Genomic DNA, 26,593 nt, shown 5'->3' with positions numbered 1-26,593 from the left:
CGCATGGTTCAGTGGCGGACCATCGCCCGCGCACGGACAGCGGTGACAGCGGCCACGCTGTCCGTGGTCACCGCGATGGGCCTGGCGGCGTGTGCGGGCAGTTCGGCCGACGAGATCGCCTACGCCGTCGACGGCACGCTGACCACCTACAACACCAATACGGTGGCCGGGGCGGCGTCGGCCGGGCCGCAGGCGTTCGCCCGGGCGCTGACCGGATTCGCCTATCACGGCCCCGAAGGCCAGGTGGTCGCCGACAACGACTTCGGCTCGGTGTCGGTCGTGGGTCGCGCCCCGCTGGTGCTCGACTACGTGATCAGCGACAAGGCGGTCTACTCCGACGGCAAGCCGATCACCTGTGACGACCTGGTGCTGGCGTGGGGCGCACAGTCCGGCCGGTTCCCCGGGTTCGACGCCGCCAGCCGCGCGGGTTACCGCGACATCGGCTCGGTGGACTGCGCACCCGGCCAGAAGCGGGCCCGGGTGTCGTTCGCCCAGGACCGCGGGTTCCTCGACTACGGGCACCTGTTCGCGGCCACCTCGCTGATGCCCGCGCACGTCATCGCCGACGAGCTCGGCCTCGACGACGGCGGGGTGGCGACTGCGCTGCAGAACGGCGACCAGCCGACCATCGACCGCATCGCCAAGGCGTGGAACACCGTCTGGGATCTCAAACCCGACCTCGACCTCAAGAAGTTCCCGTCCTCGGGCCCGTACCGGATCGACTCGGTGTCCAAGGACGGGGTGGTGGTCCTGGTCGCCAACGACAAGTGGTGGGGCACCCCGGCGATCACCAACCGGATCGAGGTGTGGCCCCGCGGGGCCGACATCCAGGAGCGGGTCAACGAGGGGTCCTTCGACGTGGTGGACATCGAGTCCGGATCCTCGGGCCTGCTCAACCTGCCCGACGACTACGTCAGCACGGAGACCCCGTCGGCAGGCATCGAGCAGCTGATCTTCGCGCCGGGCGGTCCGCTGGCCGCCACACCGGCGCGGCGGGCAGTCGCGCTGTGCACCCCGCGGGACGTGATCGCCCGGAACGCCGCGACGCCGATCATCAACTCCCGGCTCAGCCCGGTCGCCGACGACGCCTTCAGTGCGGCCGAAAACGTCGGGGAGGCAGCGCAGTTCGGGGTGGCCAACCCTGACGCGGCCCGTGCCGCCCTCAACAACAAGCCCCTGACCGTGCGCATCGGCTATCAGACGCCGAACGCGCGGCTGGCGGCCACGGTCGGCGCGATCGCGAAATCGTGCGCCGCGGCGGGCATCACCGTCCAGGACGCCGGATCGGCCACGGCCGGGCCGGTGGCATTGCGGAACAACGAGTTCGATGGATTGCTGGCAGGCACGGGCGGGGCCGCGGGCAGCGGCTCCTCGGGTTCGTCGGCCATCGACGCCTACGCATTCCACTCCGGCAACGGCAACAACGTGCCCGGCTACGCCAACGAGCGGGTGGACGGCATCATCGATGCCCAGGCCGTCACGTCCGATCCGAAGGAACTCGCCCGGCTGGCAGGGGAGGGCGCGCCGATCCTGTGGAACGACATGCCGACCCTGCCGCTGTACCGCCAGCAGCGGACCGTCCTGACTTCGACCAAGATGTACGCCGTGAGCAGCAATCCGACCCGATGGGGCGCAGGCTGGAACATGGACCGTTGGAAGCTGTCCACGTGAGCGGCGACGTCGCCGGGATCTCGGAGCTGGTCAGGAAACTGATCCGGGAGGTTCCCGACTTTCCCGAGCCCGGAGTGCAGTTCAAGGACCTGACCCCGTTGCTGGCCGATGCCGAGGGCCTCGGCGCGGTGACCGATGCACTGGCCGCCACCGCGGCTGGTGCCGACCTGGTCGCCGGCCTGGACGCGCGGGGATTCCTGCTGGGCGCCGCGGTCGCGACCCGGCTCGGCACCGGCGTACTGGCGGTACGCAAGGGCGGAAAACTGCCGCCGCCGGTGCACAGCGTCACCTATCAGCTCGAATACGGCAGCGCGACGCTGGAGATCCCGGCCGACGGGATTGATATCGCCGGGCTCAACGTTGTGATCATCGACGATGTCCTGGCCACCGGCGGGACCCTGGCCGCGGCGACACAGCTGCTGGAGGCCGGCGGTGCCAACGTGCTGAGCGCGGCCGTGGTGCTGGAACTGACCGCCCTGGGCGGCCGCGATGTGGTGGCACCGCTGAGGGTCAGCAGCCTGCACACGGTGTGAGGGATATCCTCGAAATCTGGATGAAGAGCGGGAGGTGACGATGGCCAGCGAACCGGTTACGGACGCGGGTACGGGCCAGACGGTGAAGTCGCCCCCGACGCTGCCGGGCGCCACGGGACCCGACGCCACCAAGACCAGCGCCTCGCGCCGCGTCCGGGCCCGGTTGGCCCGCCGGATGACCGCGCAGCGCAGTGCGGTCAACCCGGTGCTGGAGCCGCTGGTCGCGGTACACCGGGAGATCTATCCGAAGGCCGACCTGCAGTTGCTGCAGCGCGCCTACGACGTCGCCGAGCAGCGGCACGCCGACCAGCTCCGCAAGTCCGGCGATCCGTACATCACCCATCCGCTGGCGGTGGCCAACATCCTGGCCGAGCTCGGGATGGACACCACCACGCTGGTGGCCGCGCTGCTGCACGACACCGTCGAGGACACCGGGTACACCCTGGAGGCGTTGACCGCCGAATTCGGGGCCGAGGTGGGTCACCTGGTCGACGGGGTGACCAAGCTGGACAAGGTCGTCCTGGGCTCGGCCGCCGAGGGCGAGACGATCCGCAAGATGATCATCGCCATGGCCCGCGACCCGCGGGTATTGGTCATCAAGGTGGCCGACCGGCTGCACAATATGCGCACCATGCGGTTCCTGCCGCCCGAGAAGCAGGCCCGCAAGGCCCGCGAGACGCTGGAAGTGATTGCGCCGCTGGCGCACCGGCTCGGTATGGCGACGGTCAAGTGGGAGCTGGAAGATCTTTCGTTCGCGATCCTGCACCCGAAGAAGTACGAGGAGATCGTGCGACTGGTCGCCGACCGGGCGCCGTCACGCGACACCTACCTGGCCAAGGTGCGGGCCGAGATCGGCGTGGCGCTGAGTGCGATGAAGATCAACGCGGTCGTCGAGGGTAGACCCAAGCATTACTGGTCGATCTACCAGAAGATGATCGTCAAGGGGCGCGACTTCGACGACATCCACGACCTGGTCGGGGTGCGGATTCTGTGCGACGAGATCCGCGACTGCTACGCGGCCGTCGGCGTCGTGCACTCGCTGTGGCAACCGATGGCGGGCCGGTTCAAGGACTACATCGCCCAGCCGCGCTACGGCGTCTACCAGTCGCTGCACACCACGGTCGTCGGCCCGGAGGGCAAGCCCCTGGAGGTGCAGATCCGCACCCGCGACATGCACCGCACCGCCGAATACGGCATCGCGGCGCACTGGCGCTACAAGGAGGCCAAGGGCCGCAACGGGGTTCCGCAGAGCCACGCCGCCACCGAGATCGACGACATGGCCTGGATGCGCCAGCTGCTGGACTGGCAGCGGGAGGCCGCCGACCCCGGCGAGTTCCTCGAGTCGTTGCGTTATGACCTTGCGGTACAAGAGATTTTCGTGTTCACGCCGAAGGGTGACGTGATCAACCTGCCGACCGGCTCGACCCCGGTCGACTTCGCCTACGCGGTGCACACCGAGGTGGGGCACCGCTGTATCGGCGCCCGGGTCAACGGCAGGCTGGTCGCTCTGGAGCGCAAGCTGGAGAACGGTGAGGTCGTCGAGGTGTTCACCTCGAAGGCTCCCAACGCCGGGCCGTCGCGTGACTGGCAGACCTTCGTGGTGTCGCCGCGGGCCAAGGCCAAGATCCGGCAGTGGTTCGCCAAGGAGCGCCGCGAAGAGGCCCTGGAATCGGGCAAGGACGCGATCGCACGGGAGGTCCGTCGTGGTGGACTTCCGTTGCAGCGCTTGATCAACGCCGATTCGATGGGCGCGCTGGCGCGCGAGTTGCGCTACACCGACGTCTCGGCGCTCTACACCGCGGTCGGTGAGGGCCACGTGTCGGCACGCCATGTCGTGCAGCGTCTGCTCGCCCAGTTCGGCGGCGACGATGCGGCCGAGGACGAACTCGCCGAGCGGTCCACCCCGCTGACCATGCCGGTGCGTCAGCGCAGCACCGACGACACCGGGGTCGCGGTACCGGGAGCGCCCGGAACCCTGACCAAGCTGGCCAAGTGCTGCACCCCGGTGCCCGGCGACACCATCATGGGCTTCGTGACCCGCGGTGGTGGGGTCAGCGTGCACCGCACCGACTGCACGAATGCGGCTTCCCTGCAACAACAGTCGGAACGCATCATCGAGGTGAACTGGGCGCCGTCACCGTCGTCGGTGTTCCTGGTGGCCATCCAGGTCGAGGCACTGGACCGGCATCGGCTGCTCTCGGACGTGACGCGGGTGCTGGCCGATGAGAAGGTCAACATCCTCTCGGCGTCGGTGACGACCTCCAATGACAGGGTGGCCATCAGCCGGTTCACCTTCGAGATGGGCGATCCGAAGCATCTCGGCCATCTGCTGAGCGTGGTGCGCAACGTGGAAGGCGTGTACGACGTCTACCGCGTCACGTCGGCGGCCTGACGCCCAACCGATCCGGCACCGCGACCTGCCACATCGCCTGCCCGATGGCCAGCACACCGCGCGCGGGCAGGGGCACGCCACCGATCACCGGGTTGGTGCCCAGCCGAGCCGGCCGGCCAGATCGACCCCGCCCAGGGTGGCCGACGCCTCCTCGATGAAGTACATCTGCTGGGGCATAAGGGTTCCCACGTGGCCGCTCGGCATGACGCCCGTCATCCGCACCTGGCCCATGCCCAGCCCGGCGGCCAGCATCTCGCGTGCACGCACCAGCGGCCGCGGCCGCCAGGTGCTCAGCGGCAGGCGCCGGCTGACCGCGTTCAGGGCGCGCAGCACCGGGCCCGCCGTGGCGGTCAGTGTCCAGTCCAGCGCGGCGTCGGCCACCGTCACGCGCAGCGACGCGGGCCCGGTCCAGTCGAGGGTGATCTCGTCGAAGCCGGTGTAGGTACACGCCGGTCCGTAATAGCGCGGGCACGCCGTGTCGAGGCGGTCGCCGTGCACGAAGATCGACCAGCGGCCGGCCGGATCACGGTGCCACACCGTGCGATACGGCCCGAAGTCGTTCTCCGGGAACACCCTGAGGGCCAGCACGTGCCCGCTGTCGAAAGGCAGGCCGAAAACACCCCAGCCTTTGACGTATTCATGCCCGGGCCACGGTGCCTGCCCACACCGTTCGGGCAGATTCGACAGGGGAGAAGCGAGATTCAGCATGATCGTCAGTAGCTGAACGTGGTGGCGGGGTCGTCGCCGATCCACTGCCACATCGGGATGGTGCCCTGCAGCTCGGCCCCGGCGACCAGATAGGCGACGGTGACCTTCTCGGGGTCTTCCAGGCCCGTAGACGGGCTGATCACGGCTTTCGACATCACGGATCCTCACTTTGCGTTCTGGTTCTTCTCGTGAGGTGAACGCTAGGAGCCCGCAAGCCCGGTGTCGTCGGGCATTCGCCCTACTTTTCGGCCTCGACCAGTGTGTCGAGCAGGCCGTGCGTGATGGCGTAGAGCGTTGCGGTGCTGCGCGTCGACGACCCGGTCTTGGTGTAGATGCGCTCGATGTGGGTGCCTGCCGTCTTCGGGCTGATCCCGAGCCTGCTCGCGACCTGCCGGGTCGACGCACCACGGGCGATCAGCCCGAGCACTTCGATTTCCCTCGGCGTCAACCCGTCTGGGCCCACGCGTCGTCGATGCCGGGGCCCGCCCGCGGCTTCGAGGACGGCGTCCACAGCCGCCGCGTCCAGCCGTCCTCGCCGGACCTCGGCCCGCAGTTCAGCGACGGCGGCCTTGGCGGACAACGCTTCTCGATATGGCCGCGGCTCAGTCATGGCGCGGTAGCAATCCGCTGCGGCCAGGATGCGTCCGGTCACCGGGATCGACGATCCTGACAGCCCGCGGTGCGCCCCCGAGCCGTCCATGCGTTCATAGGCCAGCGCTGCCACCGCCCCGATGCGCGCCACCGGGGCGGGTCGTGCCAAAACCCGCTCGGTGTAGTACGAACTCAGCCGCAGCCGCTCATGGTCGGCGGCACTGAGCTTCCCGGGCTTGTCCATGACGGAGGCGGGGACGCCGTGCAGGCCGATGTCGTGTAACAAGGCGGCGCGGCGCACCAGGACGGCGTCGCTGCCCGTCAGCCCGGCGACCTTCGCGGCCTGCGCGGCGAGTTCGGCCACGCCTCGAGAATGCCCGGCGCGGTGCGGCGATCGCAGGTCGGTGAAATCGGCGAACGCCTCCAGGGCCGAGTCGAGTTGATCCTCGGTGAGTCGCCGCTGCAGCGCGGGCTCGGCCGCGATCAGTGCGTGACAGTCCGATTCGTCATCGTCGCCGGACAGCAGATCGGGCGCCGCGGCGCAGAACGCGTCGACCACGGCCGGGTCGAACTGGGTGCCGCGACGCGACGTGGCGACATGGACCGCGGCGTCCACCCCGGCGTCGCGGTGCACCACCTCGGCGACGTCGGCGAGGTGAAAGAGCCTCATCGGCAGGGCGATCGCCTCACCGCCGAGGCCTGCGGGCACCCCGTTGCCGTCCCACCGGGCGAAGAACTGACGCAGTGCGTCACCGACTGCGGGGTCGAGACCGAGTCTCTCGGCCATCGTCGAGGTGTTCAGGCAGTGCGACATCAGTCCCTGCTCGATGTCGCGGCCGCCGGTGGCGATGAGCGTCGCGGTCTTGCGTACCCGGTTTCGCAGCGGACCGGCCGAACCGGCATGCGACAGCATGAATGTCGCGCCGCCCAGTCCACGCAGGTCGACGCGGTAGCTGTCGGCCCGAAATGCGATGTCGTCGCCGAACCAGGCCGATACCTCGGGTGCGTCGGCGATGCAGCCCACCCAGGCCAGCACCGCCGTGTAGTACAGGTCGGCCCGCTGCTCGGCGACCAGCCCGACGCGCTCACCCAGGCGGGACGCGAGCCGCCAGGACCGCAATACGTGCTCCATCGGCTGGCCCAGGCCCAGATCCATCGCGAACGAGAACGCGGCCAGCAGCTCGGCCAGAGAGATGCCCGAGTCCCGGTGACCGTCGTCCATGCCGGCGCGCACGGGATCCTGCCTCACACCGGTCTGCCGCGCCGAGCCCGCAGCAGATACACCACGGTGCCGATCACCACGAGCGCCACACCGATGCCCGCGACGATCACCGCCACCCGGATCAGCATGGAAAGCATTGTCACCGGCAGCTTTTCGTCACTGGCAGACACGTAGGTCAGGGCCACCGGCGACGCGCCGCGATTGATCGCGTCGGACAGGGCGCGCGCTGAACTCTCGTCGAAGTCCCCACTGATCTGGGTGCCGCCGTTGGGAATCCGTTCGCGAATCGAGGGCGCGCTCAGCACCCGGGTGTCGACGGTGAACGCCGCCTGAGTGCCGATGTTGGCCTCGGTGAAGTCCGCCCAGGCCAGCGCGGCGTCGTTGTCGAACTGCAGATCGATGACGTGCCGGCCCGCCGAGTCGGTGCCTGGTTCGGCGCTCTCGATCTGATCGCCGCCGAGAATCGACTTCGCGAGCAGATAGACCGTCTGGCCGTCGGCGGAGCAGGTGACCAGCGGCAGCTTGGGATCGTCGTGCCCGGCGAGCACGTCGTCGTCGCCGCAGCGGGTGGCCTGGAACTGGAGCGCCAGGATCTGGATCGAGGGATTGGTGCCCTGCCGCAGCTCCTTCTCGTCGGCGATGCGTTGTGCCGGTTCGACCGCCGGGGTCGGACTCGTGCCTGACGGCGGCGACTTCTTGGCCGGTATCGCGTGGATCACCGGCCGCACATACAAGGTCTTCGCCTCGCCCGGGCCGAACATCACCTTGAGTGCCGCCGCGTCGAGCCCACGACGGGGAAAGGTGGCGACGACGTTGTTGCCGTCGGCCACGATCTCGGCGTCGGCGACCCCGTGATCGTCCAACCGGGAATCGGTGGCGGTGATCGCTTGCTGGACGGTGTCGGCGGACAGCGCCCAGCCGTCCTTGGCCTGGACGCTGAGCGTCAACCGGATGCCGTCCCGGTCCGACCAGACCTGCCTGGTGAGGAACACCGCCAGCGCATAGCCCGCGATCAGCACCGCCAGTGCCAGTATCGCCAGGAATCTGGCCACGGGGGTCAGGCCACCGCGTGGCGGGGAATTGGACGGGAACGCGGGCGGGACTGCGGGCACAGGCTGTGCGAACGACACCGGCATCTCCTCACCGCCGCAGACACTGTGCTGCGATGGGCCAACCCTATGTCGCCAGGACCGGGCTCAGCCCACGCTCGCCGATTTGATCGTCACCGGTGTGGCGGGCTCGCCGTCGTCGCTGCCGTCGGCAACCCCGCCGTCGGCGATCGCGTCGAGGGTGGCCAGCCCGGTCGTGTCGACCGTGCCGAACACGGCGTACGTCGGCGGCAGCAGGGAATCCTCGTACACCAGGAAGAACTGGCTGCCGTTGGTACCGGGACCGGAGTTTGCCATCGCCACGGTGCCGCGCGGGTAGACGACCGGCTGCCGCAGCGCGGGGTCGGAGAGCCGGTACTGGTTGGTCGGGTACTCGTTGGGGAAGCGATACCCGGGCCCGCCGGTGCCGCTGCCCGACGGGTCACCGCACTGCAGTGCCGCGAGGTCTCCGGTGGTCAGCCGGTGGCACCGGGTGCCGTCGAAGAATCCCTGTGCCGCCAGGCTGGCGAAGTTGTTCACCGTGCACGGCGCCTTGCCGTTGGCCAGCTTGAGGCCGATGCTGCCGCGATCGGTGACGAGCCCGGCTTCCACCGTGGCCGGTTCCGTCGGCACGGCGCCGGTGCGCGGTGGTTTGGCCGACCTGGCGGCCGGCTCCGTGGTCGCCGGGTACTGGCAGTTGGCGCCGAGGTTGGCCGGCGGCGCGAACGCGGGCAGTTCCCGCTCCGAACCCGGCGCGGCCGTGTACCGGTCGTGCCGGGGCATGTCCTCCGCGGCCTTGACCACGAGGATGGCGAACACCACGGTCAGCACCACGGCCACGATCGCCAGCGCCGTCATCACGTACCCGATGACCAGGCCCGCGATCGCGATGCCACGGCCCTGCTCACCGCTGCGTTTGATCTGCGACAGCGAGAGGTGTCCGAAGACGATGCCCAGCGGCGCGAACAGGACCGCGCACACCAGCGACGCGACCGCCATGCCGTTGGTCTGGGCGGACGGGGGAGGACCAGCCGGATATCCCTGGTAACCGCCGTAAGGGGGCGGGGCAGTCAAATTGCTCCCGTACCTAGTCCAGGGCCACGGACTTCAGCTGGACGTCCAGTGCCGGCTTGCCGTCCGGTCCGCCGCCGGCGACACCGGCTGCGGCGATCTTGTCCAGGGTGGCCAGGCCGGTGTCGTCGATCTTGCCGAACACGGTGTAGCCGGGGGGCAGCTGCGAGTCCTGGTACACCAGGAAGAACTGGCTGCCATTGGTGTTCGGCCCGGCGTTGGCCATGGCCAGCGTGCCGCGGGGGTAGAGCACCGGCTGCTGCAGTGCCGGGTTGTCCGGCTGGTACTGGTTGGTCGGGTACTCGTTGGCGAACTGGTAGCCGGGGCCGCCGGTGCCCTGACCGGTCGGGTCACCGCACTGCAGGACCGACAGGCCGCCGGTGGTCAGCCGGTGGCACGGGGTGTCGTTGAAGTAGTTCTGCCCTGCCAGGCTGGCGAAGCTGTTGACCGTGCACGGTGCCTTGCCGTTGTCGAGCTGCAGCCCGATGTTGCCCTGGGTGGTGACCATGCTGACGCTGACCGTGGCCGGATCGGTGGGAACCTTGCCGGTGCGCGGGGGCGTGTTCTGCTTGCTGGCCGCGCTGGCGGCCGGGTACTGGCAGTTGGCGCCGAGGTCGGCGGGTGCGACGAAGGCAGGGAGCTGACCGTTGGCGGCAGGCTGGGCCGGCGCTCCGGAGGTTGCGGTGGTGGTCTCCGCCGAGGCGGTGGTGCTTCCCGAGTCCTTGCTGGTGAACACGAACGTGGCCACGACGGCCCCGATGATCACGACGGCCGCGACGGCGGAGCCCGCGATGGTCACGATGCGTCGTTTGCGTTCCTGGGCGGCGCGGCGCTCCAGCTGTTCCTCCAGCTTGCGCTTGGCGGTCTCACGCCGTTCTTGGTTGGTCGGCACCGCAGCAGTCCTCCTTGTGGGCGGTCGGGATCGGTGACGAGTCTGCCAGGCGAACCTGGGCGCCGGGCCTGCGACCCGCGGGAACCGCAGGTGGCGGTGCGGCCGTGGGAAACTGGGGCCGTGTTCATCACCGGATTTCCGGCCGGGATGCTGGCGTGCAACTGCTATGTCCTGGCCGAGGGGCCAGGGGCCGACGCGATCGTCGTCGATCCTGGCCAGCGGGCCATGGACCGGCTGCGCCTGATTCTCGACGAGAACCGCCTGACGCCGGCAGCCGTCCTGCTGACCCACGGTCACGTCGATCACATCTGGTCGGCTCAGAAGGTGGCCGACACCTATGGCTGCCCCGTCTACATCCACCCCGAGGACCGGTTCATGCTGACCGATCCGATCAGGGGATTCGGTCCCCGGCTGGCCCAGCTCGCGTTCGGCGTGCTGTTCTCCGAGCCCAAACAGGTGGTCGAGCTGGACAAAGACGGTCAGACACTCGACTTCGGCGGCGTCTCGGTCACCGTCCGTCACGCTCCGGGACACACCAGGGGATCGGTGGTGTTCCACGCCGACGACCTGGTTTTCACGGGCGATACGCTGTTCCGGTCCTCGGTGGGCCGTACCGACCTGCCCGGTGGCAGCGGACGCGACCTGCTCGAGTCGATCGTGACAAAGCTGTTGGTACTCGACGACGACACCGTGGTATTACCAGGACACGGCCCGCGCACGACCATCGGGCACGAACGCCGCACCAACCCGTTTCTCGAAGGTTTGACTCTGTGACATCTGCATTCCAGGCGCCCAAGGGCGTGCCCGATTACCTACCGCCGGAATCGGCGCAGTTCGTGGCGGTCCGGGACGGACTGCTGGCGTCGGCGCGCCGCGCCGGCTACGGCGATATCGAGCTGCCGATCTTCGAGGACACCGCGCTGTTCGCCCGCGGTGTGGGCGAGTCCACCGATGTGGTGTCCAAGGAGATGTACACGTTCGCCGACCGGGGTGACCGGTCGGTGACCCTGCGTCCGGAGGGCACCGCCGGCGTGATCCGCGCGGTGATCCAGCACCGCCTCGACCGCGGGGCGCTGCCGGTCAAGCTGTGCTATTCGGGGCCGTTCTTCCGGTACGAACGTCCGCAGGCGGGCCGGTACCGGCAGCTGCAGCAGGTCGGGGTGGAGGCGATCGGGGTCGACGACCCGGCGCTGGACGCCGAGGTGATCGCGGTGGCCGACGCCGGATTCCGGTCCCTGGGCCTGGACGGCTTCCGCCTCGAGCTCACCTCGCTGGGCGATGACACCTGCCGGCCCGCGTACCGCGAGCTGCTGCAGGAGTTCCTGTTCAAGCTCGATCTCGACGAGGAGACCCGGCGACGCGCCGAGATCAACCCGCTGCGCGTGCTCGACGACAAGCGGCCCCAGGTGCGGGAGATGACGGCGGACGCGCCCCTGATGCTCGACCACCTCTCGGACAGCGCCAAGGCCCACTTCGAGGTGGTGCAGGCGCACCTCGACGCTCTGGGCGTGCCGTATGTGATCAACCCGCGGATGGTGCGCGGCCTGGACTACTACACCAAGACCACGTTCGAGTTCGTGCACGACGGCCTGGGCGCGCAGTCCGGTATCGGCGGCGGTGGCCGTTACGACGGCCTCATGAGCCGGCTCGGCGGGCAGGACGTGTCCGGGATCGGATTCGGGCTCGGCGTCGACCGGACGCTGCTGGCCCTGCAGGCCGAGGGCAAGACGGTGACCGGTGCAGGCGGTGTCGAGGTGTTCGGCGTGCCGCTGGGTGAGGCCGCCAAGCTGGAACTGGCCAAACTGGCCGCGCGGCTGCGGGCCGGCGGGGTGCGGGTGGATCTGGCCTACGGCGACCGCGGGCTCAAGGGCGCGATGAAGGCGGCCGACCGCTCGGGCGCCAGGTACGCGCTCGTCGCAGGTGACCGTGACATCGAGGCCGGCACAATCGGGCTGAAGGATCTCTCGACCGGAGAGCAGGTCGATGTGGCGGCGGATTCCGTTGTCGCCGAGGTACTTTCCCGCCTGGCCCGGTAGCGGGTAGCAGCTCGTTCAGTGGCCGTGCACCACGACGGTGAGCACTTCGTCGAGGTTACCGATACCGCCGTTGAAAGGATTGCCCCGCTTCAGGATCCGATCGCCGCTCGGCGTGGTGGCGACCAGCTTGGGCGAGCTGGAGCCCAGCTGCATCCGGTTGTGGAACCGCACGTGTGACAGCGGGGCCAGCACCGTGCCGTCGGCGTCGGCGAGCACGCCGCGCGCCCGGTCGAGTACGGCCACCGGCCGGTAGCCGGTCAGCGGTCGCCTGTTGTTCGCCTTGATCCGGCGCACCACGGCGGCGGTCGCGAAGCCGAAAGCCAGACCGACGGCGAGGAACACCGCGCTCACCCCCGGAGGAACACCGGAACCGCCCCCGGCGGCGAGTGCGAGGGTGACCGCACCGAACCCGCCGAACACGACTGCGAACACTCCGAGGACGAAGGCCGTTGTCGCCAGCGGACCTGTGCCCCGGTCGATGACGACCACCAGCGGGCCCTGTTCGGCCACGACCGTTCCGCCGGTTTCGGCAAGGACCCGGTACTGCACGGGTGGGGTCATGGTCGAAGTGTGCACGTACGACACTGCGAGCGTGCGGGAAATGCCGACGTTGGGGTCAGATGGCCATGGCGGCGCGGACGTCGGCCTCCGAGGTCGAGCCTCCTGTGCCGCTTGAGGTGATGCGGCCGGACTCCAGGATGTAGTAGCGCTGAGCGGATTCCAGCGCGAACCCGATGTGCTGTTCGACCAGCAGCACACCCAGATCGCCGCGCGCGGTCAGCGAGGTGATCGCGGCTTCGATCTCGGCCACCACCGACGGCTGGATACCCTCGGTCGGCTCGTCGAGGATCAGGCACTTGGGGCTGGTGATCAATGCCCGGGCGATCGCGAGCTGTTGTCGCTGCCCGCCCGACAGGAGGCCGGCCCGTCGGTTGAGCAACTCCTTGAGGGCCGGGAACAGGTCCAGCTGCTCGTCGATCAGCGCCTTGCCGTTACGCCGGCCGTCGGCGACCACCTGAAGATTCTCCGCGGTGGTCAGCTGGCCGAAGGACTGCTGCCCCTGGGGCACGTACGCCAGGCCGCGGGCCACCCGGGCGCTCGGGCGCAGCCTGGTGATGTCGTCACCGTCGAAAAGTACCTTGCCCGCAGTGCATTTGAGCAGCCCCACAGCCGCCCTCAACAGGGTCGTCTTACCCGCGCCGTTGTGACCCATCACCGCGGCGACACCGTCGGACGGCACCGCGATGCTCGCACCGTGGATCACCTCGGATCGGCCGTAACCGGTTCGGACATCGAGCAGTTCGAGCATCAGGAGATTCCTTCCACGCCGGCCGCGGCGGTGCCGAGGTAGACCTCTTGAACCTTCGGGTTGGCCTGCACCTCGGCCACCGAACCCTCGGCGATCACCTGGCCGCGGGCCAGCACCGTCACCGAGGTGGCGAACGCGCGCATGAAGTCCATGTCGTGCTCGACGACCACCACGGTGCGGGTTCCGCCGATGCGGCGCAACAGGTTTCCGGTCTCCTCACGTTCCTCGTGGCTCATGCCGGCCACCGGTTCGTCGAGCAGCAGGACATCGGCGTTCTGCACCAGCAGCATGCCGATCTCCAGCCACTGCTTCTGCCCGTGAGCCAGCACGCCCGCCGGCTGATCCGCCAGATCCGTCAGCCCGGTGGTTTCCAGGGCTTCCTCGATCGCGGGGAGGATCCCGCGTCGGCGGCGCAGCAGGGTCCAGGGTGAACGGCTCGCGCCCGCGGCGATGTCGAGGTTCTGCAGCACCGTGAGTTGTTCGAACACGCTCGCGGTCTGAAATGTGCGGCCCACGCCCAGCCGGGCGATCTGGTGCACTTTCTTGCCCAGCAGTTCCACACCCGACTTGTTCACCGAACCGGTGGCACCCACCAGCCCGGTGATGGCGTCGATGACGGTCGTCTTGCCGGCACCGTTGGGTCCGATCAGAAATCGCAGATCTCCCTGGAACAGGGTGAGGTCGACGTCACTGACCGCCTTGAACCCGTCGAAATCGACTGTGAGACCGCGGACTTCCAGATACTCGGCACCCATGCCGGCGTTGCCGCCCGCCACCGGCTCGGGCGCCTCGGTGGCCTGCTCGGTTCCGGTCACGATGCGGCACCTACTTTCTCGGTATCGGGATCGGTGTCCGATGCCGTCTCGGGCCGGGACCCCTCGGCATCCGGTTTGGCCGACCGGCTGTGCCGCCATCGCGAGAACAGCACACCGAGCCCGGCCAGGCCTGCGGGGAAGAACCCGACCACGACGATGAACAACAGGCCCTGGGCGTAGATCCACCCTGACGGAAACCGTTCGGAGAACAGGGTTTGGGCCCAGGCCACGCCGACAGCGCCGAGGACCGGGCCGAGCAGCGTGGTGCGCCCGCCGATCGCGACTCCGATCAGGAATGCGATGGAGGGCACGACACCGACCTGGGACGGCGCGATGAATCCGACGATCGGCACGAACAGCGCACCGGCGATGCTGGCGAACAAGGCGGCCAGGGTGTAGGCCACCACCTTGATGTTGGCCGGGTCGTAGCCCAGGAACCGCACGCGTTCCTCACCGTCGCGCACCGCGACCAGCAATTCGCCGTAGCGGCTGTACATCAGTTGACGCACCACGGCGACCACGATCAGCAGGGTGGCTGCCGCGATGAAATACACCATCCGCTTGTTGGTCGGGTCATTGAGGTTGAACCCGAAGAAGGTTCGGAAATTGGTCAACCCGTTGCTGCCGCCGAGGCTGGTCTGGCCGACCAGCAGGATCGCCAGCGCCGCGGCCAGTGCCTGCGACAGGATCGCGAAATAGGCGCCCTTGACCCGGCGCTTGAACACGCCGAAGCCGAGCAGGGCCGCGACTCCTGTTGGCAGCAACAGGATTGCCAGCAACGTGAACGCGGGTGAGGCGAACGGCTCCCAGTAACCGGGCAGGTGCCGTACCCCGGCGATCTGCATGAAGTCGGGCACGTCGTGGCCGCGGATCTCGGCGTCGGCGATCTTGAGGTGCATGCCCATCATGTAGCCGCCCAGGCCGAAGAACACGCCCTGCCCGAGTACCAGCATTCCGCCACGGCCCCAGGCCAATCCGATGCCCACCGCGACGATCGCGAAGCACAGGAACTTACCCAGCAGGCTGAGCCGGAAGTCCGACAGAACCGCTGGTGCCACGCCGAACAGCACCACCGCGGCGGCGCCGAACCCGGCCCACGTCTGCCAGCGGCCCAGGTTGGTCCGTACTCCTTGTGTCAGTGCGCTCATACCAGACTCCTGGTCCGAACTGTGAACAATCCCTGCGGGCGCACCTGCAGGAAGATCACGATGATGGCGAACACGATCACCTTGGCCAGCGACGCGGTGGTGCTGTATTCGATGAACGAGTTCAAGAAGCCCAACGCCAACGCAGCGATCACCGTGCCCTTGATCTGGCCGAGGCCGCCGACCACCACCACCAGGAACGCATCGATCAGGAAGCTCTGGCCGATGGTCGGGCTGGTGGAGCCGATGAGCGTCAGCGCCACACCGGCCACGGCGGCCAGCCCCGAGCCGATGAAGAAGGTGGTGATGTCGGTTCTGCGTGACGAGATACCACTGGTCTCGGCCAGATCGCGGTTCTGGACCACCGCCCGGATCCGCCGCCCCATCGGGCTCGTCTTGAGCACGGTGGCGAGCACCGCAACGCACACGACGGCCAGCACCAGGATGAAGATGCGGGTCTTGGGCACCACGGCGCCGAGAATCTCGACGCCACCCGAGAGCCATTCCGGAGCAACCACATTGACCGCGGGCGCACCGAAGATGTCGCGCGCGACCTGTTGCAGGATCAGGCCGACGCCGAAGGTGACGAGCAGCGTGTCCAGCGGACGGTGGTACATCCGCCGGATCAGCGTCACCTCCAGCAGAGCGCCCATGGCGCCACCGATGAGGAACCCGACCAGCAGCGAGATCAACAGTGAGGCGCCGGCATTGGTGATCACCTGCTGCACCACATAGGCGGTGTAGCAGCCCGCCATGATGAATTCGCCGTGCGCCATGTTGATGACGCCCATCTGGCCGAAGGTCAGGGACAGGCCGAGTGCGGCCAGCAACAGGATCGAGCCGAGGCTCAATCCTGTTGCCAGCTGGCCGATGAGGATGTCCATGCTGTGTTCAGTTCCCCGTCGCTTCGCTCGTCTCTAGCCGGACAGCCCCGCGGCCCAGGGGTAGGACTTCAGGTACGGGTCCGGATCGATCGGCCCCTTGGACTCCCAGATCGTGTAGATCAGCCCGTCGGGCCGGATCTCGCCGATCCGTGCGGTCTTGGTGATGTGGTGGTTCTCGCCGTCGATCGTGACCTTGCCTTCCGGGGCGTCGAAGCTGACGCCGTCGGCGTTCTCCTGAATCGCCGCGACGTCGAACGACTTGGCCTTCTCGACGGTGTTCTTCCACAGGTAGACCGACACATAGGCGGCTTCCATGGGGTCCGAGGTCGGCTTCTTGGGATCCTTGACGAAGTCCTTGTAGGCCTTGACGAAGGCGTTGTTCACCGGTGTGTCGATCGTCTGGTAGTAGTTCCACGCGGTCAGCTGGCCGATGACGTTCTGCACGCCGATCCCGCCGACCTCTTCCTCGGCGATCGAGACCGAGACCACGGGCATCTGCTGCGGGGTCAGGCCGACGTTGCGGTACTCGCGGAAGAACGCCACGTTCGAGTCACCGTTGAGGGTGTTGAACACGGCGTCGGCGTCGGCACTGCGGACCTTGTTGACGATGGTGGAGAAGTCGGTCGAACCCAGCGGCGTGTAGTCCTCGCCCCTGATCTCGATGCCGTTCTCCTTGGCGTAGGCCTTGATGATCCGGTTGGCGGTCTGCGGGAACACATAGTCGCTGCCCACGAGGTAGAGCGACTTGACGCCCTTCTCCTTGAGGTAGTCCAGCGCCGGGACGATCTGCTGGTTGGTGGTCGCGCCGGTGTAGAAGATGTTCTTGCTCGACTCAAGGCCCTCGTACTGCACCGGGTAGTACAGCAGGGCGTTGGCGCTCTCGAACACCGGGAGCATGGCCTTGCGGCTCGACGACGTCCAGCCACCGAACACCGCCGCGACACAGTCGCTGCTGATCAACTTCTCGGCCTTCTCGGCGAACACCGTGGGCTCCGAGGCCCCGTCCTCACCGATCAGCTCGATCTGTTTGCCCAGAACGCCGCCCTTGGTGTTGATCTCCTCGACCGCGAGCTTGATCGCGTCGCGCACCGTCACCTCGGAAATGGCCATAGTGCCCGACAGCGAGTTCAACGATCCGACCTTGATCTTCGGGCCGGATGTGTCCACGCAGGATGCCGCGTTTGCTGTGTCGGTGTCGCTCGCCCGGCTGCCGCAGCCCGCCAACAGCAAGCCGGCGACTGCGATCAAACTCCCTGCGGCTAGCGTCGACCGGCGCAACGGGGCACGTCCTGGATCTCGCATGGGCGACCTTTCCCTTTGAATGCAGCGCTTCTCGGCCGATCACGATCGGCGGCGTGCAAGAGGTTGAACACACTGTGCGCGTGTCGAATCGGGACGTTAGAGCGCCGCTGTTACTGGGAAATGTCTGTGTGTGACAAACAAATTAACCTCAAGCTAGGGCGAGTTGGTCTGCCGTTGGCGCGGTGTCACCAGACCCGTTGGTCGCACCTGTAACAAGGCGGTAGCCTGCTGGGATATGACGGGTATGACGAACATGCGAAAAGCGACAACCACGGTCGGTGCGGCGCTGGTACTGGCGGCCGCGGGTATGGCGGTCTCGAGCGCAACGTCGTATGCGGAACCGGACGCCCAGGGCCACAAGGTCAAGTACACGCTGACCTCCGGCGCACCTTACGAGTTCGACCTCTACTACCTGACCACGCAGCCCGCGAGCAAGGACGCCTACAACGCCGACGCGTACAAGTACCTGCAGAAGGCGACGGTGAACGTCGGTCCTGACGCACCGTGGGTGTTCGAAACCACCCTTGCCGATCCGCAGTGGGCGATCTTCACCGTCGCGAGCACCACGCACGGTGGCCGGGCCGAGCCCAACGCGCACTGCGAGATCGCCATCGACGGTCAGATCGCCGTCCAGAACGACCATCCCTACAGCCCGCGCTGCCAGCTCGGGCAGTGGTAGTCGACCCGACTGCAGCTCAGCGCCGACATTCCCACCAACTGAGATCCGCCTTGACGGCGCACTCGAACTGTTGTTCGATAATCAAGTGCGCGTCGGGCGGTTCCGCTTCCGGCCCGATGTGCGATTGACTGGGCAAGCGCCCACGGCGCGCGCCGATGTCGTACCCGAAACCGCGGCATCGGCGCACCCAGTCCTATCTGTTGCGTTCCTCGTCCGGGCCAGGGCCTCGACACGGCTGGAATTACCTTGACATCGCCATCGAACACATGTTCGATGACTGTGTGCGGTGGGATGGGCAAGCGGTCGGAGTCGACGACGGGGCATTGCCCGGCCTGCAACGGGTCGGTTTCGTCCGAAGCGTCCGCTCCCCGCAGTTCGAGGGCATGACCTTCCACGAGGTGCTGTGCAAATCGGCCCTCAACAAGGTGCCGGCCGCGTCCGCGCTGCCGTTCCACTTCACCGTCAACGGCTATCGCGGCTGTAGCCATGCCTGCCGCTACTGTTTCGCTCGACCCACCCACGAATACCTGGACCTCGATTGCGGCTCGGATTTCGACACGCAGGTGGTGGTCAAGACCAATGTCGCCGAGGTACTCCGCCGCGAACTGCGCCGCCCGTCCTGGAACCGGGAGACGGTTGCGCTGGGCACCAACACCGACCCGTATCAGCGGGCCGAGGGCCGCTACGCGCTGATGCCCGGAATCATCGCGGCGCTGGCGGATTCCGGTACTCCGTTCTCGATCCTGACCAAGGGCACACTGCTGCGCCGGGACCTGGGTTTGATCGCCGAGGCCGCCGACCGGGTGCCGGTCAGCGTGGCGGTGTCGCTCGCGATCGGCGACGACGATCTGCACCGCGATGTCGAGCCGGGGACACCCTCACCGCAGGCGCGCCTCGGCTTGATCTCCGCGATCCGTGAGGCGGGCCTGGAGTGCCATGTCATGGTCGCGCCGGTGTTGCCCCACCTGACCGATTCGGTCGGACATCTGGACGCGCTGCTCGGCCGGATCGCGGCGGCCGGCGCGAGCGGGGTGACCGTTTTCGGTCTGCATCTGCGTGGGTCGACACGGGGTTGGTTCATGGATTGGCTGGGACGCTCACGTCCTGATCTCGTCGGCGAGTATCAGCGGCTGTACCGGCGCGGGGCATATCTGCCCGCGGATTACCGGGACATGCTGAGGGCGCGGGTCGCGCCGCTGGTCGCCCGCCACGGCCTGGCCCGGCCGGCGCGGATGGTGCCGGCACCGCCGATGGTGGGGGAGCCGGTGCCGGCGCAGCCGACACTGTTCTGAACGGTCGGTCGCTACGTTCCGTTGCTGAGCGTGCGAACGAAATCCGCTACGGCTGCACCGATCTCGTCGGGGCTGTCTTCCTGGATGAAATGCGAACCGGCAACTGTCACCTCGGTCTGGTTCGGCCAGCTCCGCACGAATTCACGGATGCGCCCGCGCATGATCGCGCCGGGTTCGGCGTTGACGAAGAGTTTGGGGACGTCGCTGGTCTTGAGCCAGTTGCCGTAGTCCTCGACGATGGCGACGACGTCGGCGGGCTCACCGTCGACCGGGATGTTCCGGGGCCACGACAGCGTGGGCCTGCGGTCTTCACCCGGTTCGCGGAACGGAGCGCGGTAGTGGTCCATCTCCTCGTCGGTCAGGGTGCGTCGGATCGCCCCTGGTAGTACGCCTTCGACAAACATGTTGTGTTCCAAGACCATCGACTCGCCGCCGGGGGAGCGGAAACCCTGGAAGACCTCCCGCACCGGGTCGGGCCAATCCGCCCACGTCATCGGAGACGCGATGGCCTCCATGTAGGCGATCCCGGCCACGCGGTCGCGATGCTGGTTGGCCCAGTCGAAGCCCAGTGCCGATCCCCAGTCGTGCAGGACGAGCACCACCCGGTCTCCCAGATCCAGTGAGTCCCAGAGCTTGAACAGGTAGTCGCGCTGCTCCGCATAGTGGTAACGGTCCGGGCCGGAACCATCGAGCTTGTCCGAGCCGCCCATGCCGATCAGATCGCATGCCACCAGCCGGCCGAGGCCTTCCAGGTGCGGCATCACGTTGCGCCACAGGTACGACGAGGTGGGATTGCCGTGCTGGAACACGATGGCCGAAACGGCCGCGGCTTCACCCTCGTCGATGTAAGCCATCTGCTTGCCGTTGACCTCGGTGTACTGCAGCTTTCCGTACGGTTCAGCGCTGACCATGGCGTGCTCCTCAATGTGATCGGTCGTCGGCAACTGTGGCGGCGGCGGCCCGCGCGCAGTGCAGGATGCGCGCGGAGAACTCGGGATCGGCGACTGCCCTGGCCAGGGTCATGCCCCCGACGCAGAGCGCCATCAGTGCGATGGCCTCGTCGAACCGTTCGGGATCGGTGTCGTCGCCGCAGATCGCAGACAGGGATGTCCGCAGCTCGCGTTCGTACGCGGCACGAAATTCGTCGGATCCGCGGGCTGCCTCGGAGCCCAGGGCGGCGAAGGCGCAGCTGGTCGCGAGGTCGTCGCGGTGCGCCGGGGTGAGGTAGCGCTTTGCCAGGCCGGTCAGGCGGGCCCGCCAGGATTCACCGTGTGCGGGTTTGATCCAGCGTGGGCGACCGGTGCCGATGGCATGGGCGAAGGCCGCACCGGCGAGCTCGTCCTTGGTGTCGAAGTGGGAGTAGAAGGCGCCGTGGGTCAGTCCGGCGTCGCGCATGACCGCGGCGATGCCTGCACCGGTCAGTCCTTCTTGGCGGAGCCTGCGGGCCGCGGCATCGAGGATCCGGTCCTGAGATTCCTGCTTGCCGTCGGCACGCTTCGTCGCTGGATTTCGCATGATGCCCATCATGCTAATCACATGACGGGCATCATGTGAAGGCCTCTTCCGGTGAGGCCGGCCAGGTCAGCTCTTGTTGCGCTTGACCTGATTGAACGGCACGCCGCGGTCGGCCGCGTGTTCGCGTGGGAAGCCGAGAATCCGCTCGCCGATGACATTGCGCGCCATCTCCGAGCTGCCGCCGCCCAACGACCCGGTCTGGCGGGACAGATAACGGATCCCGATGTCGAGGAGGCCGGGAACCTCGTCGATGCCCTCGTCGACCACACCGGCGGTTTCTGCGATGGCCAACGCGGTATCGACCTCGAGTTCGGTGGTCTCGGCGTGGAACAGTCGGATCAAGGTGCCGGCGTTCGGTGGCAGGGAACCGTTGCCGATGGCGTTGCCGACGTGATCGATCAGCTGTTTCTTGACGATGCGCCGCACCAGGGCGCGCCCGGCCAGATCCTGGACCCGGGCGTCGTCACCCTGTCCGGTGAGCTCGGCGAGGCCGATGTGGTCCGGCGGCATCTCGTTCGCGTTCTCGGCCCCGGTCCCGCTCGCGAACTCGGAACCGCCTCCGACCGCCCGACGTTCGTGATGCAGCTGGCGGGAGGCGACGGTCCAGCCGTCGTTGACCTCGCCCACCACGGCGTCCGCGGGAAGCTCCAGGTTGTCGAAGAACTCCTCGCAGAACTCCTCGTTCCCGTTCACCTCCGTGATCCGGCGCATCGTGATGCCGGGCGCATTCAGCGGCACCAGGAACATGGTCAGGCCCTCGTGTTTGGGCACGGTCCAATCAGTGCGGGCCAGCATCAGTCCGTAGTCGGCGGCAAAAGCACTGGTGCTCCAGGTCTTGGCGCCGTTGATGATCCACGTGTCGCCCTTGAGCTCTGCGCGGGTGATCACCCCGGCCAGGTCCGACCCGCCACTGGGTTCGGACAGCAACTGGCAGAGCACCTCGTCGCCCCGGATCGCAGCCGAAATGCGTTCGCGCTTCTGATCTTCGCTGCCCATGTCGAGAATCGTCGCGCCACAGATGGTGAACGACGGCGTGTTGAGGATCAACGGCATCTCGTAGGCGACGCACTCGTCGTTGAACGCTTTCTGATACGCGTAGTCGAGTCCCAGGCCGCCGTACTCGCGGGGGAAGCAGATGCCTGCGAATCCACCTTCGTGGAGTCGCTTCTGCAGTTCCTTTGCCCGATCCCAGGATTCGGCTTCGGCGCGCACCGCGAACGGGGGGTTTTCCGGATCGATGGACGGCATGTTCTCGGCCAGCCAGGTCCGGGCGCGCAGGGCGAACTCTTCGACAGACTCTGTGGTCGCGGGGGTGCTCACGGTGTCGGTCATGCCCCGATCTCCTCGGCTGCGTCGGTCTTGCGGCTCAATGCGTACACCGCGCGATGGTGGTCTTCGGGTGAGCCGTACATGGCCCGGTACAGGGCGACCCTACGCAGGTACAGATGCAGGTCGTGTTCCCACGTCACGCCGATGCCGCCGTGCAACTGCACGCAGTCCTGCAGCATCACGGGAGCACGTTCGGCCACATAGGCTTTCGCGACGCTGACGAGCTTCGGGGCTTCCGGTGAGCGTCCGGACACCGCGGCGACGGCCCCGGCGGTGGTGGCTCGCGCAGCCTCAAACCACATCTTCATATCGGCGGCGCGATGCTTGAGGGCCTGGTACGAGGCCAACGGGCGGCCGAAGCTATGGCGGTCCGTGAGCCACTGATTGGTCATCGTGAGCACCGTGTCGAGAATTCCGACGATCTCGGCGCATTGCAGCAGCAGGGCCACCTGGCGCTGGCGTTCGATGATGGCCGGTGTCTGCTCGGCGGACCCCACCGCAGCGGATTCGCCGACCTCGACTCCGTCGAGTCGTACTCGGGCGTAACGCTTGACCAGGTCCACCGACTTCTGCGCGGTGACGGTGACCCCGGCCGCGTCGGTGGGCACCGCGAACTGCCGGATCTGGCCGTCGCACACCGCCACCACGACAACGGTGCCGCTCTGCTCGCCGGCCTCGACGCGGTCCTTCACGCCGTCGATCCGGTACCCCGATTCGGTGCGGGTGGCCGTGGTGCCGATGCCGGTGGCGGACTGCAGGGCCCCGAACGGCCGGTTGGGCTCGTAGGCCGCCCAGGACGCCACGGTCTCGCCGGAGACCAGAGCTTCGATCAATTCCTCATGACCGCTGGGTGCCTCGACCAGGCCGGCCAGCACGATGCTGACCGGGTGCAACGGGCCAGGCGCCACCGTGCGGCCGGCCTGCTCGGCGAGCAGGGCCAGGTCGGTGACGCCGTCTCCGGACGGGCTGCCGCCGCCCAGCTCCTCGGGCACCAGGAGGCTGGCCCACCCCAATTCCGCTGCACGGCCCCACCATTGGGAATCGAACGCGATGCCGTCGGCATGCAGTTGACGCACCCGGGTCAGCGGCACCTCCTTTTCCAGGAAGGCCTGTGCGGTGGAGGTGAACAGCATCTGTTCGGGATTTGCCACATCGGTCATGGAGTCGGCCCAGCTTCTTGTGTGTGAGGGGGACTAGATCAGTTCAGGACGAGTGCCGGGACATCGGGCCGGTACACCTTCTTGTTCGCGACCTTGAACAGGTCGACAAGGTTGCCGCCCATCACCTTTCGGACACCCTCGTCGTCGAGGCCGTGCGCCTGGAGGTCGTCGACCAGGTTGATCGGATCCGCGAGGCCCTCGGGGTGCGGCCAGTCGGATCCGAAGATGATGCGGTCGATGCCGCACAGGTCGGCCATCTTCTTGAAGTCGTCTTCCCAGAACGGGGCGACGTACACGCACCGCTTGAACGCCTCGACCGGATCCTCCGGGAACTCCTGCGGCATCTTCGAGTAGACGTCCTGGAACTGGTAGAACAGGTACGGCACCCAGGAGGCGCCGTTTTCCACCGACAGGATCCGCAGATCAGGGTTGCGGGTCAGCGCGCCGTGGCAGACCAGCGCGGCCATGGTGTCTTCGATCGGCCGCTTGCCCATCGCGACCATCCGGAACGAGGTCGGCTTGAACGGTGTGAACTCCTCGGCCGGCTCCCAGTCGTTGAGGTACTGGGAATAGCCGCTGTCCGAGGCGTGCATGCAGACCGGGATACTGGCTTTGACGCAGGCGTCCCAGAACGGGTCGAATTCGGGCAGACCCAGCGAACGCGTGCCGCGGTAGCCGGGCACCGGCGCCGGGCGGACCAGCACGGTCTTCGCCCCGCGTTCCAGGCACCACTCAAGTTCTTCGAGGGCGCGGTCGACGACGCCGAGATTGATGACCGGGGTGGAGAAGATGCGGTCGGAGTAGTTGAACTGCCAGGTCTCGTACATCCACTCGTTGAGCGCGTGAATGATGTCGAGGATCAGGTCCGGGTCGTCCTTCAGGCGTTCCTCGACCAGGCTGGCCAACGTCGGGAACATGATCGTGTAATCCAGGCCGAGGCTGTCGAGAACCTCAAGGCGCGCTTCGGGATTGCGGAAGGCGGGGATGGCCTTCATGGGCTTGCCCATCACCTCGCGGTAGCTCTTGCCGCCGCTGCCGTGACGGAAGTACTCCTCCTGGGCGCCGGGGCGGGCGACGACCTCGAACGTGGGGTTCGGGATGTAGTCGCTGATGTGGTTGCGCACCACGATCTTCGTGCGGCCGTGCACATCGATGTAGTCGATGACGCCCTTGCGGTGCTCGGGCAGGAATTTGGTCAGCGCTTCCTTGGGCTCATAGAAGTGGTTGTCGGCGTCGAACACCGGGTAGGGAAGCTCGCGTGAGGGCATGTTCGCCTCCTGGAAGAGTGTGGTTTTCGAAACTGGTAATGACGTTACCACGTGATGAGCAGCGCGGACGAGCTCATTCGGGCGATCGCTCAAAAAGGTCGGAAAGCGCTGGTCAAGCGGGAGATTCGGGTGTCGACAGGCCGCGTACGCAGAACTGGTAGATGTGCTCGCCCTCGATCGGTGTGCCATTGAGCTCCACGCCCAGTGAGCGCAGGCGCATCGCGCCCAGCACCGACTGCATGATCAGGGCCGCGGTGCTCTGGACATCGATGTCGGGCCGGAAGGCGCCCGAGCTCATTCCGCGTCGCAGGATGTCGCCGATGAGCTCGTGTAATGGCGTCAGCACCCGGGCGTACTCACGGGGCAGCGACTCGGCGAGATGATCGTTGTAGAAGGTCAGACCGCGGTTGATGCTGTCCTGGGTGCTCGACGACGCGGGCGTGGTGATGCGCTCGATGAGCGACCGCAGCGCCTCGGGGCCGGGCAGTCCGTCGGTGTCGGAGCGCCAGCGCTGCGTGGATTCGGCCATGATCTTGTCGATGAGGGCCAGCAGCAGCTCGTCCTTGGTGGAAAAGTGCTGGTAGAACGACCTCAGTGAGGTCTTGGAGCGCTCCACCACCTCGAGCACGGTGAAGTCTGTACGTCCCGTCTCGCCCAGGATGGCCAGCGCCGATTTCATGAAGCGGCGGGCCCGGTCGGCCTGCGCCTCGGCGCGTGCGCCGTCGGTCGTTCGTTCGGCCGGCCTAGCCATTGCGCCATCACCTCCGTCATGCTGCACTTGCGAGAATGACGTTACCGTTTCTGTAGAAGCAATAGGCGGCTTGTGATTATGTGTTGCATCGATGAGTGAGTGGTTCCTGTTCCTACCCCAGGTGCGGCTGGACGTCGACGGCATCGTCGAGCGCGCGCAGGTGGCCGAGGCCGCCGGCTTCGACGGCATCGCGTTCATCGACCATCTGGAGGCTCCCGGCGCCACCCACCAAAGCATCTGGGAGGCAATGACTGTCGCCACCTGGGTGGCGGCCAGGACCGAGCGGCTGCGGATCGGCCACCTGGTGCTGTGCGACGCGTTCCGGCATCCGGCAGTGCTGGCCAAGCAGGCCGTCACGTTGTCGGCGGCCAGCGGTGGACGGTTCGAGCTCGGGCTGGGGTCGGGTTCCTGGCCGCAGGAGTTCGAGCGATTCGGCATCGAGACCGGTGACGCCGCGGCGCGGGTACGCAGGCTCGGTGAGAATCTGGCTCTGCTGCAGCAGTATTGGTCCGGCGACGACGAACGAGCGCAGACGCCGCCGCCCGCTCATCCGATTCCGTTGGTACTGGGCGGAACCGGCAAGCACATGATGGAACTGGTGCGCACGCACGCCGACTGGTGGAACATTCCGTCGCATCAGCTGGATCGACTGCCCGCATTGCTGCCGACGGTGGGTTCGGCGCGGGTCTCCCTGCAGCAGATGGTCGGTTTCGTGGGGCAGGGCGCCGATCGTGCGGCGGTGACCGAACGCAGCACCCGGTTGTTCGGGCACCTGGGCGACGGATTGGTGTGCGGCAACGCCGCCGAGATGAAGGACCATTTCGCGGGTCTGTCGGCCCAGGGCGTCGAACGCTTCTACGTGTGGTTCGCCGATTTCGCCGCGCCCCCAACTATTTCGGAATTCGCCGAGACAGTCATCAATTCGTGACCGAGAGGAAGA

At 67.4% G+C, this 26,593-nt stretch carries 26 protein-coding genes; 8 read left to right on the top strand and 18 right to left on the bottom strand.

The window, feature by feature from the left end:
- The first annotated feature begins 3 nt into the window (after positions 1 to 3).
- Genes ACNQR1_RS23380 through ACNQR1_RS23370 form a run of 3 tightly spaced genes read left to right on the top strand, consistent with a single transcriptional unit; the run spans position 4 to position 4,596 of the window.
- Complete coding sequence (locus ACNQR1_RS23380; RefSeq protein WP_418048072.1) at positions 4 to 1,671, top strand: ABC transporter substrate-binding protein; 1,668 nt, start codon at positions 4 to 6, stop codon at positions 1,669 to 1,671.
- Positions 1,626 to 2,204, top strand: coding sequence for an adenine phosphoribosyltransferase (locus tag ACNQR1_RS23375; protein ID WP_418048071.1), 579 nt, complete (start codon positions 1,626 to 1,628; stop codon positions 2,202 to 2,204). Before ACNQR1_RS23380 ends, ACNQR1_RS23375 begins: the two co-directional genes overlap by 46 nt.
- 40 nt (positions 2,205 to 2,244) lie before the next feature.
- Positions 2,245 to 4,596 carry a RelA/SpoT family protein gene (locus ACNQR1_RS23370; RefSeq protein ID WP_418048070.1) on the top strand — a complete coding sequence of 784 codons (2,352 nt, stop codon included), beginning with the start codon at positions 2,245 to 2,247 and terminating at the stop codon, positions 4,594 to 4,596.
- Positions 4,597 to 4,680: 84 nt separating this feature from the next.
- Here the strand turns inward: ACNQR1_RS23370 and ACNQR1_RS23365 are convergent, their stop codons facing one another.
- The 6 genes from ACNQR1_RS23365 to ACNQR1_RS23340 form a co-directional block, all read right to left on the bottom strand.
- Positions 4,681 to 5,304 carry a hypothetical protein gene (locus ACNQR1_RS23365; RefSeq protein WP_418048069.1) on the bottom strand — a complete coding sequence of 208 codons (624 nt, stop codon included), beginning with the start codon at positions 5,302 to 5,304 and terminating at the stop codon, positions 4,681 to 4,683.
- 5 nt (positions 5,305 to 5,309) lie between these two features.
- Positions 5,310 to 5,459: a hypothetical protein gene (locus ACNQR1_RS23360; protein WP_418048068.1), complete on the bottom strand. Its 150-nt coding sequence runs from the start codon at positions 5,457 to 5,459 to the stop codon at positions 5,310 to 5,312.
- 83 nt (positions 5,460 to 5,542) lie between these two features.
- Entirely contained in the window at positions 5,543 to 7,144 is a 1,602-nt protein-coding gene (locus ACNQR1_RS23355; RefSeq protein ID WP_418048067.1) for an HD domain-containing phosphohydrolase, read from the bottom strand.
- The gene (locus ACNQR1_RS23350; protein WP_418048066.1) at positions 7,141 to 8,247 is read right to left on the bottom strand and encodes a SecDF P1 head subdomain-containing protein; all 1,107 of its coding nucleotides are present in this window, start codon (positions 8,245 to 8,247) and stop codon (positions 7,141 to 7,143) included. Before ACNQR1_RS23350 ends, ACNQR1_RS23355 begins: the two co-directional genes overlap by 4 nt.
- 66 nt (positions 8,248 to 8,313) lie before the next feature.
- Positions 8,314 to 9,204: a peptidylprolyl isomerase gene (locus ACNQR1_RS23345; protein ID WP_418048065.1), complete on the bottom strand. Its 891-nt coding sequence runs from the start codon at positions 9,202 to 9,204 to the stop codon at positions 8,314 to 8,316.
- Positions 9,205 to 9,292: 88 nt separating this feature from the next.
- The gene (locus ACNQR1_RS23340) at positions 9,293 to 10,168 is read right to left on the bottom strand and encodes a peptidylprolyl isomerase (RefSeq protein WP_418048064.1); all 876 of its coding nucleotides are present in this window, start codon (positions 10,166 to 10,168) and stop codon (positions 9,293 to 9,295) included.
- A gap of 120 nt (positions 10,169 to 10,288) precedes the next feature.
- On the opposite strand from ACNQR1_RS23340, the gene ACNQR1_RS23335 reads away from it, so the two are divergent.
- Both ACNQR1_RS23335 and hisS read left to right on the top strand, forming a co-directional pair.
- The gene (locus tag ACNQR1_RS23335; protein ID WP_418050470.1) at positions 10,289 to 10,942 is read left to right on the top strand and encodes an MBL fold metallo-hydrolase; all 654 of its coding nucleotides are present in this window, start codon (positions 10,289 to 10,291) and stop codon (positions 10,940 to 10,942) included.
- The gene (gene hisS / locus ACNQR1_RS23330; protein WP_418048063.1) at positions 10,939 to 12,204 is read left to right on the top strand and encodes a histidine--tRNA ligase; all 1,266 of its coding nucleotides are present in this window, start codon (positions 10,939 to 10,941) and stop codon (positions 12,202 to 12,204) included. The genes ACNQR1_RS23335 and hisS overlap by 4 nt, the downstream gene beginning before the upstream one ends.
- A 15-nt stretch (positions 12,205 to 12,219) precedes the next feature.
- Here hisS and ACNQR1_RS23325 read toward each other — a convergent pair whose 3' ends face one another.
- The 6 genes from ACNQR1_RS23325 to urtA are packed head-to-tail and all read right to left on the bottom strand — an operon-like array spanning position 12,220 to position 17,659.
- Positions 12,220 to 12,765: a hypothetical protein gene (locus ACNQR1_RS23325; protein ID WP_418048062.1), complete on the bottom strand. Its 546-nt coding sequence runs from the start codon at positions 12,763 to 12,765 to the stop codon at positions 12,220 to 12,222.
- Between the two features lie 55 nt (positions 12,766 to 12,820).
- Positions 12,821 to 13,513, bottom strand: coding sequence for an urea ABC transporter ATP-binding subunit UrtE (urtE, locus tag ACNQR1_RS23320; RefSeq protein ID WP_418048061.1), 693 nt, complete (start codon positions 13,511 to 13,513; stop codon positions 12,821 to 12,823).
- The gene (gene urtD, locus ACNQR1_RS23315) at positions 13,513 to 14,268 is read right to left on the bottom strand and encodes an urea ABC transporter ATP-binding protein UrtD (RefSeq protein WP_418050469.1); all 756 of its coding nucleotides are present in this window, start codon (positions 14,266 to 14,268) and stop codon (positions 13,513 to 13,515) included. Before urtD ends, urtE begins: the two co-directional genes overlap by 1 nt.
- Positions 14,269 to 14,324: 56 nt before the next feature.
- Positions 14,325 to 15,476, bottom strand: a complete 1,152-nt coding sequence (gene urtC, locus ACNQR1_RS23310) for an urea ABC transporter permease subunit UrtC (RefSeq protein WP_418048060.1) — start codon at positions 15,474 to 15,476, stop codon at positions 14,325 to 14,327.
- Complete coding sequence (urtB, locus tag ACNQR1_RS23305; protein ID WP_418048059.1) at positions 15,473 to 16,357, bottom strand: urea ABC transporter permease subunit UrtB; 885 nt, start codon at positions 16,355 to 16,357, stop codon at positions 15,473 to 15,475. Before urtB ends, urtC begins: the two co-directional genes overlap by 4 nt.
- A gap of 33 nt (positions 16,358 to 16,390) precedes the next feature.
- Positions 16,391 to 17,659 carry an urea ABC transporter substrate-binding protein gene (urtA, locus tag ACNQR1_RS23300; RefSeq protein WP_418048058.1) on the bottom strand — a complete coding sequence of 423 codons (1,269 nt, stop codon included), beginning with the start codon at positions 17,657 to 17,659 and terminating at the stop codon, positions 16,391 to 16,393.
- Between the two features lie 244 nt (positions 17,660 to 17,903).
- On the opposite strand from urtA, the gene ACNQR1_RS23295 reads away from it, so the two are divergent.
- Both ACNQR1_RS23295 and ACNQR1_RS23290 read left to right on the top strand, forming a co-directional pair.
- Entirely contained in the window at positions 17,904 to 18,338 is a 435-nt protein-coding gene (locus ACNQR1_RS23295; RefSeq protein WP_418050468.1) for a hypothetical protein, read from the top strand.
- 281 nt (positions 18,339 to 18,619) lie between these two features.
- A complete protein-coding gene (locus ACNQR1_RS23290) occupies positions 18,620 to 19,630 on the top strand; it encodes an Rv2578c family radical SAM protein (protein WP_418050467.1) in 1,011 nt (336 codons plus the stop codon).
- Between the two features lie 11 nt (positions 19,631 to 19,641).
- Here the strand turns inward: ACNQR1_RS23290 and ACNQR1_RS23285 are convergent, their stop codons facing one another.
- The 6 genes from ACNQR1_RS23285 to ACNQR1_RS23260 form a co-directional block, all read right to left on the bottom strand.
- Positions 19,642 to 20,541: a haloalkane dehalogenase gene (locus tag ACNQR1_RS23285; RefSeq protein WP_418048057.1), complete on the bottom strand. Its 900-nt coding sequence runs from the start codon at positions 20,539 to 20,541 to the stop codon at positions 19,642 to 19,644.
- 10 nt (positions 20,542 to 20,551) lie between these two features.
- A complete protein-coding gene (locus ACNQR1_RS23280) occupies positions 20,552 to 21,145 on the bottom strand; it encodes a TetR/AcrR family transcriptional regulator (RefSeq protein ID WP_418048056.1) in 594 nt (197 codons plus the stop codon).
- Between the two features lie 66 nt (positions 21,146 to 21,211).
- Complete coding sequence (locus ACNQR1_RS23275; protein ID WP_418048055.1) at positions 21,212 to 22,477, bottom strand: acyl-CoA dehydrogenase family protein; 1,266 nt, start codon at positions 22,475 to 22,477, stop codon at positions 21,212 to 21,214.
- Entirely contained in the window at positions 22,474 to 23,634 is a 1,161-nt protein-coding gene (locus ACNQR1_RS23270) for an acyl-CoA dehydrogenase family protein (protein WP_418048054.1), read from the bottom strand. The genes ACNQR1_RS23275 and ACNQR1_RS23270 overlap by 4 nt, the downstream gene beginning before the upstream one ends.
- A 38-nt stretch (positions 23,635 to 23,672) precedes the next feature.
- Positions 23,673 to 24,902 carry an amidohydrolase family protein gene (locus ACNQR1_RS23265; protein ID WP_418048053.1) on the bottom strand — a complete coding sequence of 410 codons (1,230 nt, stop codon included), beginning with the start codon at positions 24,900 to 24,902 and terminating at the stop codon, positions 23,673 to 23,675.
- 112 nt (positions 24,903 to 25,014) lie between these two features.
- A complete protein-coding gene (locus ACNQR1_RS23260) occupies positions 25,015 to 25,653 on the bottom strand; it encodes a TetR/AcrR family transcriptional regulator (RefSeq protein WP_418048052.1) in 639 nt (212 codons plus the stop codon).
- A 91-nt stretch (positions 25,654 to 25,744) separates the two neighbouring features.
- On the opposite strand from ACNQR1_RS23260, the gene ACNQR1_RS23255 reads away from it, so the two are divergent.
- Positions 25,745 to 26,581, top strand: coding sequence for an LLM class flavin-dependent oxidoreductase (locus ACNQR1_RS23255; protein WP_418048051.1), 837 nt, complete (start codon positions 25,745 to 25,747; stop codon positions 26,579 to 26,581).
- The last annotated feature ends 12 nt before the right edge of the window (positions 26,582 to 26,593 follow it).

This window comes from Mycobacterium sp. 48b (assembly GCF_048282725.1).
Lineage (GTDB): Bacteria > Actinomycetota > Actinomycetes > Mycobacteriales > Mycobacteriaceae > Mycobacterium.
Note: the sequence above shows the minus strand (reverse complement) of the source record. Positions and strands in the feature narration are given on the sequence as shown.

What these genes read in the sequence shown, in the direction of transcription:
- ACNQR1_RS23380 (WP_418048072.1), top strand. Translation starts at nt 4, where the DNA reads ATGGTTCAGTGGCGGACCATCGCCCGCGCACGGACAGCGGTGACAGCG.
- ACNQR1_RS23375 (WP_418048071.1), top strand. Translation starts at nt 1,626, where the DNA reads ATGGGGCGCAGGCTGGAACATGGACCGTTGGAAGCTGTCCACGTGAGC.
- ACNQR1_RS23370 (WP_418048070.1), top strand. Translation starts at nt 2,245, where the DNA reads ATGGCCAGCGAACCGGTTACGGACGCGGGTACGGGCCAGACGGTGAAG.
- ACNQR1_RS23365 (WP_418048069.1), bottom strand. Translation starts at nt 5,304, where the DNA reads ATGCTGAATCTCGCTTCTCCCCTGTCGAATCTGCCCGAACGGTGTGGG.
- ACNQR1_RS23360 (WP_418048068.1), bottom strand. Translation starts at nt 5,459, where the DNA reads ATGTCGAAAGCCGTGATCAGCCCGTCTACGGGCCTGGAAGACCCCGAG.
- ACNQR1_RS23345 (WP_418048065.1), bottom strand. Translation starts at nt 9,204, where the DNA reads ATGGCGGTCGCGTCGCTGGTGTGCGCGGTCCTGTTCGCGCCGCTGGGC.
- ACNQR1_RS23325 (WP_418048062.1), bottom strand. Translation starts at nt 12,765, where the DNA reads ATGACCCCACCCGTGCAGTACCGGGTCCTTGCCGAAACCGGCGGAACG.
- urtE (WP_418048061.1), bottom strand. Translation starts at nt 13,513, where the DNA reads ATGCTCGAACTGCTCGATGTCCGAACCGGTTACGGCCGATCCGAGGTG.
- urtD (WP_418050469.1), bottom strand. Translation starts at nt 14,268, where the DNA reads ATGGGTGCCGAGTATCTGGAAGTCCGCGGTCTCACAGTCGATTTCGAC.
- urtC (WP_418048060.1), bottom strand. Translation starts at nt 15,476, where the DNA reads ATGAGCGCACTGACACAAGGAGTACGGACCAACCTGGGCCGCTGGCAG.
- urtB (WP_418048059.1), bottom strand. Translation starts at nt 16,357, where the DNA reads ATGGACATCCTCATCGGCCAGCTGGCAACAGGATTGAGCCTCGGCTCG.
- urtA (WP_418048058.1), bottom strand. Translation starts at nt 17,659, where the DNA reads ATGCGAGATCCAGGACGTGCCCCGTTGCGCCGGTCGACGCTAGCCGCA.
- ACNQR1_RS23295 (WP_418050468.1), top strand. Translation starts at nt 17,904, where the DNA reads ATGACGAACATGCGAAAAGCGACAACCACGGTCGGTGCGGCGCTGGTA.
- ACNQR1_RS23285 (WP_418048057.1), bottom strand. Translation starts at nt 20,541, where the DNA reads ATGGTCAGCGCTGAACCGTACGGAAAGCTGCAGTACACCGAGGTCAAC.
- ACNQR1_RS23280 (WP_418048056.1), bottom strand. Translation starts at nt 21,145, where the DNA reads ATGCGAAATCCAGCGACGAAGCGTGCCGACGGCAAGCAGGAATCTCAG.
- ACNQR1_RS23275 (WP_418048055.1), bottom strand. Translation starts at nt 22,477, where the DNA reads ATGACCGACACCGTGAGCACCCCCGCGACCACAGAGTCTGTCGAAGAG.
- ACNQR1_RS23270 (WP_418048054.1), bottom strand. Translation starts at nt 23,634, where the DNA reads ATGACCGATGTGGCAAATCCCGAACAGATGCTGTTCACCTCCACCGCA.
- ACNQR1_RS23265 (WP_418048053.1), bottom strand. Translation starts at nt 24,902, where the DNA reads ATGCCCTCACGCGAGCTTCCCTACCCGGTGTTCGACGCCGACAACCAC.
- ACNQR1_RS23260 (WP_418048052.1), bottom strand. Translation starts at nt 25,653, where the DNA reads ATGGCTAGGCCGGCCGAACGAACGACCGACGGCGCACGCGCCGAGGCG.
- ACNQR1_RS23255 (WP_418048051.1), top strand. Translation starts at nt 25,745, where the DNA reads ATGAGTGAGTGGTTCCTGTTCCTACCCCAGGTGCGGCTGGACGTCGAC.